This window comes from Megasphaera paucivorans (genome assembly GCF_900103535.1).
In the GTDB taxonomy this organism is placed as follows: Bacteria; Bacillota; Negativicutes; order Veillonellales; family Megasphaeraceae; genus Megasphaera_A; species Megasphaera_A paucivorans.
In genome coordinates, this window is sequence record NZ_FNHQ01000057.1 from 1 (window position 1) to 6643 (window position 6643).

Consider the following 6643-nt stretch of genomic DNA (forward strand, 5'->3'; position numbering starts at 1 on the left):
AGGTTTCCTTCTTGCTATGATCATTGGAGCTATACCCGAGATGGTTATCTATCTCGCCCTGCAGCATAGCTTCGAAGATAGGACCGAACACGTCCTTCAGCGCTATCTGCATGTCTTCCTGCGTCTTCGGCTGGTATTGTTCCATGATGAGCTTGGCGATTGCCTGGCCTTTCTCACTCGGGTTTCTACGTTTCTTCATCAGTGCTGTACTCAATTCCTTTCAACCTGCTTTCTGATAGTGTACCGCACCTCGACAAAAAAATGAAGTGCGTAAGTTAGTAAATTGGTTACCGGTAACTTACACACTTCATTTTACACTCCCGTTTTATATCACCGTTTCTTTTCATGACATTGCTGACACATTTTCTTTCCTATTTCAATATATAATACATCCCGACAGGAGTTCCTATATCATGTTTAATCGATTTATTTTCTTTTGGAGTATTGCTACTATTGGTTCGATAAGCGGCATTGGAATTTGGTGGATGTATAGTCAAGGTTTTTCTTCACTTTCTGCTACCTGGACGGTAATTTTCTTTTTACTCTTTCCCATTTTATTTACATTGCCCCACGTAGCCATTGACCGTCTGCCAGTTTTTCTTGTAAAAATATTTGCTTGGACCGGCTCGTATTGGTTTATCTTTGTATTATATTCCAGTATGTTCCTCGTCTTATATTTCATCTTATATATAGGAGCCCGCCTCTTGCACTATTACAGTTTTTGGCAGATCTGGTCAGGCCGGCTTTCCTTCCTTGTTTGCAGTATTGTTTTACTTTGTATTTTGAAAGGAACTTGGAATGCCTTTCATCCAAAATACCGGCATATTACCATTTTAACTTCGATCCCGCTGGCACAAAAAATGACGCTCGCTTTTATAACAGATATTCACCTGGGGCCTATCTTAAGTAACTCCTACAGTCATGCATTAATTCAACGTCTCAATGCAGCAAATCCTGATGCCGTAATTTTCGGCGGGGATATCATTGATGGTAATATAGCGTTTGTCTTGGCAGACGGCAGTTATAAAAATTTCACAAAAATCAAAGCTCCCCTTGGTGTATATGCAGTATATGGAAACCATGACTATTTTAACGGTGATCTTGACGCTGAGGCCACACTATTTACCCCTTTGCATTTTTTGCGCAATCAATCCGTCGTACTTAACAATAGTGTCGAACTCACAGGTCTTGATGATTATCTGCACCATCCCGTGCATACTATACCGCATAGAGACAATTCCTATTTCAAAATTCTTATTGATCATGAACCCCTGCGAATTGCTCCTGCGTCTCTTGCCGGATATGATCTATATCTTTCGGGACATACGCACAAAGGACAATTTTTTCCTATCAATTTGATTACCAAACGCTTATATGTACTGCACTATGGTATGCGAAAGTTCGGACAGATGGTCACGATTGTATCCAGCGGATATGGTTTTTGGGGACCTCCTATGCGGCTGGGATCGGTTCCGGAAATCGTATTAATCCATATACGCAGTACTACCGATTCCATATAAACAGCTATCCGAAGAAAATATATAGATGTATTTACTGTTTTCCGTTAAGCAATTCATTTTTCCGCGGCAGCCACGCAGACAATGCCGCTGCCATCGGCACCGTAAATATGACACCAAAACTACCGGAAAGGCCTTGCATAATTTGAATACCTACATCATTTGAATTGATAAGTTGTAAAAAAGGAAGATTATAGGCATAGTCAAGCACCCATATGCCCAAAGCCCCCCCAAAAAAAGCTAAAATAAGCGTGGTAGCCATTGTTCCCATAACATCGCGTCCTACGCTCATGCCAGCGGCAAATAATACACTCGGCGGCAAATTGGGCGTATGCTTCCGCAATTCTTCAATAGCAGAGGATACATCCATCGCAATATCCATAACAGCACCCAGACTGGCAAAAAGGATTCCTGCAAAAAGAATCTGCCCTACAGCAATCGATGAATTCTGCCCTACAAAAATAAGAGCCTCAATATTGGACACGTTATACCCTGATAAGGATGCCCCATACCCAAAAATAACCGCTGCCACCGCTGCCGTTAAAATGCCGCCAAAAGACGATAAAACAGCGGCACATGATTTTCTCGTCCATCCATTAATTAAATAGATAGTAGCCGTGAGAATGAGGGAGGATGTAATCACCGCTGCAATTCCCGGTCCTATTCCTTTCATAATCATAGGGAAAAATAATAAAATAAAGCAAATAAAAGTAAAAACAAGAGCTATCGCCGACTTTATCCCTTTTTTACCGCCAATTAAACAGAGAAGAATTAAAAAAATACCAATATACAGCGCGATCGGCCATGACCGATCTATATTATATACCGTGAAAATATGCAGTGCTCCTACACGGCTGGAAATAATAATAACATCCATTCCCGGACGGCATACCGTACCAAATAACATGCCGTTAGGGCAATTAGCCGTGATTATTTCACCGGCATGCGTTCCGCTGGAAAGTCGTACAGACACCACTTGATCTCCTATCCGGCTGCCATTTTCCTGTACATTATCCTGTATAATTTCAACTACGCTGGCCCTTTCAAAAGTGCGTCCTTCCGTATTGACCAGCTGCGGTTTGTCTACTTGATTGAAAACATACAAAAAATATCCGGCTCCCAATACTATGCTTAGAATAATACCTAATCGAATCATTTTAGAAATATAAGATTTCATAGTGCTCCTTTCGCAAAAAAATGCGGAAAGATGATCATTCATCTTTCCGCATTTACTATCTGTATCATCAATCTTTTACAATACTGTAAGAGGTATCAATAGCGGCACCCGTCTCTACATCATACGTGTTTAGGGTAAATCGGTCATCCGTAATATGGATAACTGAATAGGTAGGCCGCCATGTCTGACTGCGGGCTGCAATATAATCCTGCTGCTGCGGAATTAAGTTATAAAATTTAGAACCGGTAGCCGAATTAGAGGACATATAAAAAACGCCTTTCGGATTAACCAAGGTTCCTTGCTTCATGTCAGCAATGGTATAGCAAAGATTTTGTGATTCATATGTATTCTTAAATGCCGTATCCTGCAGTGCCTGGTCAAAAAGATGATGATCTTGCCCACTTTGTCCTTTAACTTTGACATTATCAAAAGCCGCATGATTTTTTCCATCACTGCTCAATTGATATGTTCGGGCATAGGTATGATCATGTCCTTGCAGCACGACATCAATATGATTAGCATCATAAATAGGTGTAAGCTGCGTCCGTAAAATAATCCCATCAGAATCAGAATGATCCAAGCCGCTTCCATAAATATCCTGATGCATGACAACAACCCTCCACTTAGTATCGGGATGTGCCGCAATTGCTTTTTTTATAAGAGTTTCATGGTCGGCAGCATTATAATTATTAGCATTAATAACAATGAATAATGCATTGCCATAGGTATAGTAATAACCATGCCCCGCCTTGGTAGGATTTGCTTCTTCCGTGAATGGATTCGGAACATTAAAATGATTTTCATATCCTTCGGTCATGCTGTCATGGTTGCCAATGCTGGTAGCTTCCGGCAAATTGCGTAATACCGCTGCCGAAAGATATCCTGCATATTGATATTCCTGAAGTTGTATTTTTTCTGCATCTCCTTTAGCTGCCGGTTCATTTATCTGATCTCCGGGAGATACAAGGAAATTAATTTCCGGATGTTGCCGCAACGCTGCATTTAATGTTTTATTCCAGTTATACGCATCATTGCGGGCCGCTATTTCACCATCTTGTTTTTTACTGCCATCAGCCGGAGTTTGTCCTATCGAAGCCCCTATCTGCGGATCTCCCACATACATAAAGGAAAAATCTTTAGGATTCCCCGTTTTATACTGTTGTGCCGGCTGCCATTCACCATTTAACTGTACTTGATACCAATAGGTTTGATTCGGTTTAAACCCAACAGCTTCGACTTTGTTGGTATAATAGGTTACTCCGTTTATAACAGTCCCGGGCTTACAAGTACCACTATACACTTTGGCATTCTGCATATCCGGATGCCTGGATATTCTGACTGCTGCTGTATCTGATTTCTTTTTTGAATACCAGCCGAAGTTCAGACGAGATGCATCTGCTCCCGGTGCCAGCGATACTTGCTCGTAATTACTTTTAACTGCATCCCAAGAATTCTTCCACTCCTGCCAGCCTGTCTTTTCTGACAAGCTTGTCCTCGTTACCGTCTGCGGTGTCAAGGAAGCATCATTCCAATGCTCTGTAGCCGCATACACACCGGCTGATGTAATACATAAGGCAGTTAAAACATACACAGCTAAAACTTTTTTACTTTTGTAAAACTGGTGCATCTCTCATCCACTCCTCCAATAGTTGTTATGCAACTTAACTCCTAAGGAGCAGTATACGAAAGTAATATAAAAAGTATGTGTATAGTATGAAAAATTTATGCAAAGAATATGCAGCTGTCCCTTCTTTCACAAAATCCATATTCTATTTTCATAGACGTCCCACACCATTGCGGTATTATGCTATAATGAAAGGAATAAATTGGTATCATTATACAGGAGATGATTTCGGTGGCAGTCGGCAGCAGGACTAAACAATTAGATATATTATATACGCGTTTATATACGTTACGACGGCAAGTCCTGCAAGAAGGCATTGATTTGTTTGAAACTTGGAAACCTTGCATCAGCCGCAAATCCTTTTTGTATAGTGCGTTAAATCTGGCTTTTTATTTAGCTTTGCGCAGCCATGACCTGCGAGCACTCCAGCGTGACCTGCTCCCGTTAGGTCTTTCTTCTCTTGGCCGCAGCGAAGCCCGCGCTATCGCTAACCTTGATGCCGTTATCGCTTCTTTGGGGCGTATCTGTAATAAAGATAAATCAGAACTAATTAATTATCCTTCACAGAAAATGTTTTTTTATGGAGACAAACTGCTCAATCATAATACCACATTAATTTTCGGCGGCACCCCCGCTTCATGTTATACACACATCATGGTAACTCTTCCTACAGAGGCTGCCTATGACTATCATATTATTCATGATCTGCTGAAAGCCGGCATGGATTCCGCCCGCATCAACTGTGCACATGATACACCTGCCATATGGCTGAAAATGATTAATCACATTCATCATGCGGAGCGCGACATTGGCCGAAATTGTAAAATTTACATGGATTTAGGCGGTCCTAAATCCCGCATTGCCGAAATACTAGTCAAAGATTCCGAAGCTCGCATCACAACGGGAGATTCTCTTTTTCTTGCCTCCGGCAAAATAAGCGATTATCCGGAAGATTATACCGGGCCTATTGTCATTACATGCAGTATACCTGAAATATTTAAAACCCTTAAACCGGGTGATCCTATATTAATCGATGATGGAAAAATTCAAGCAACAGTTATTTCCTTAACCGCTAAAGGCGCCTATTTAAAAATTACATATACTAAACCCAAGGGAAGTAAACTGAAAAGTCAAAAAAGTTTGAATTTTCCACAAACTCCGCTTCACGTCTCTCCTCTTACAAAAAAAGATTTAAAAGATCTGAACTTTATTGCGTCCTATGCTAATGCTATTGGCTTTTCTTTTGTCAAAACAGCCGAAGATATACGATTACTGCAGGCAGAAATACAAAAACGGCGAGGGGCTGAAGCAGCCGGAATTGCCATTATTGCAAAAATAGAAACCAAAGAAGCCGTAGATCATTTACCAGAAATCATTGTTCAAGCCGCTTCAAAACAGCCTTTCGGCGTCATGATTGCCCGTGGTGATCTAGCTGTAGAGGTAGGATATCAGCGTCTCTCCGAATTACAAGAGGAGATTCTCTGGATATGCGAAGCTGCTCATATTCCAGTAATTTGGGCTACCCAGGTTTTAGAAAACATGGTAAAAACCGGACTTCCTTCCCGAGCGGAAATTACCGACGCAGCCATGAGCGAACGCGCTGAATGCGTTATGCTAAATAAAGGTCCCTATATTGTGGAAGCGGTAACGTCCCTTGCCGATATTTTAAACCGAATGGAACAACATATATATAAAAAAGCACCACGCTTAAAAGCACTGCATATTGCCATTAATACACTAAAAACAAGTAAACTACAAAAAAAATAATAACGTTGGTTTATATTAGGATTCCTTATATAATAAATATAGTTATTCTTTTCTAATGTAATACATATCATCATTTTACATCCAGATCATAAAAACACCCTATCATGCCTATGTAGTCTCCCCATAAAGTTAGACCTAGAAATCTAGTTTATGGGGGAAGTACACTATATAGCATGGCAGGGTGTTTTTATGAATATTTACCTGCGAAATGAAAATGATAGTGTCAAGATAAATGTGTAAACGTTCCTGCAAGCATTTTAGGCTGTTCTTACCGATTAGGATTATCAAACATATTCACTAAATCACTTTCGGCCGCATTGAACCCTAAATGGATTCGAGCAGCTTGCTTTCGATTATAGTCACTGTAATATGTACAAACAAATCGTTCCAGTGATGCCTCGTTTGGGAATTGTTCTTTTAACTTCGCATGATGTTTTAATCCTTTATTATTATTTTCAATGAGGTTCGACGTATAGATACTCCTCTGAATACTCGCTGGAAAACGATAAAACTCAAAGAGTCCGTCCTGACTTGAAAACATATTGGCTAGTTTGGAAT

Annotated in this window: 5 protein-coding genes and 1 pseudogene; 2 read left to right on the forward strand and 4 right to left on the reverse strand. The window is 40.5% G+C overall.

Annotated elements, in window-relative coordinates; genetic code table 11:
• Window positions 1–199, reverse strand: a pseudogene (locus BLR11_RS13570) (IS256-like element ISBsu2 family transposase); the annotation flags it as partial.
• A gap of 214 nt (window positions 200–413) precedes the next feature.
• On the opposite strand from BLR11_RS13570, the gene BLR11_RS13575 reads away from it, so the two are divergent.
• On the forward strand, window positions 414–1520 hold the full coding sequence (locus tag BLR11_RS13575; protein WP_091653166.1) for a metallophosphoesterase: 1107 nt from the start codon (window positions 414–416) through the stop codon (window positions 1518–1520).
• A gap of 31 nt (window positions 1521–1551) precedes the next feature.
• Here BLR11_RS13575 and BLR11_RS13580 read toward each other — a convergent pair whose 3' ends face one another.
• Both BLR11_RS13580 and BLR11_RS13585 read right to left on the reverse strand, forming a co-directional pair.
• Window positions 1552–2694 carry a YibE/F family protein gene (locus BLR11_RS13580; protein ID WP_091653169.1) on the reverse strand — a complete coding sequence of 381 codons (1143 nt, stop codon included), beginning with the start codon at window positions 2692–2694 and terminating at the stop codon, window positions 1552–1554.
• A 67-nt stretch (window positions 2695–2761) separates the two neighbouring features.
• Window positions 2762–4321, reverse strand: a complete 1560-nt coding sequence (locus tag BLR11_RS13585) for a purple acid phosphatase family protein (RefSeq protein WP_091653172.1) — start codon at window positions 4319–4321, stop codon at window positions 2762–2764.
• A 228-nt stretch (window positions 4322–4549) separates the two neighbouring features.
• Here BLR11_RS13585 and BLR11_RS13590 point away from each other — a divergent pair, with 228 nt between their 5' ends.
• Window positions 4550–6085 (forward strand): pyruvate kinase, encoded by a 1536-nt coding sequence (locus BLR11_RS13590; RefSeq protein ID WP_245675176.1) that lies wholly within the window; start codon window positions 4550–4552, stop codon window positions 6083–6085.
• Window positions 6086–6353: 268 nt separating this feature from the next.
• On the opposite strand, the gene BLR11_RS13595 is transcribed toward BLR11_RS13590, so the two are convergent.
• Window positions 6354–6643: transposase (locus BLR11_RS13595; protein WP_176763014.1), on the reverse strand; the 290-nt coding region annotated here is incomplete at its 5' end.

Coding starts and splice junctions, on each gene's coding strand:
- BLR11_RS13575 (WP_091653166.1), top strand. CDS start 414: ATGTTTAATCGATTTATTTTCTTTTGGAGTATTGCTACTATTGGTTCG.
- BLR11_RS13580 (WP_091653169.1), bottom strand. CDS start 2,694: ATGAAATCTTATATTTCTAAAATGATTCGATTAGGTATTATTCTAAGC.
- BLR11_RS13585 (WP_091653172.1), bottom strand. CDS start 4,321: ATGCACCAGTTTTACAAAAGTAAAAAAGTTTTAGCTGTGTATGTTTTA.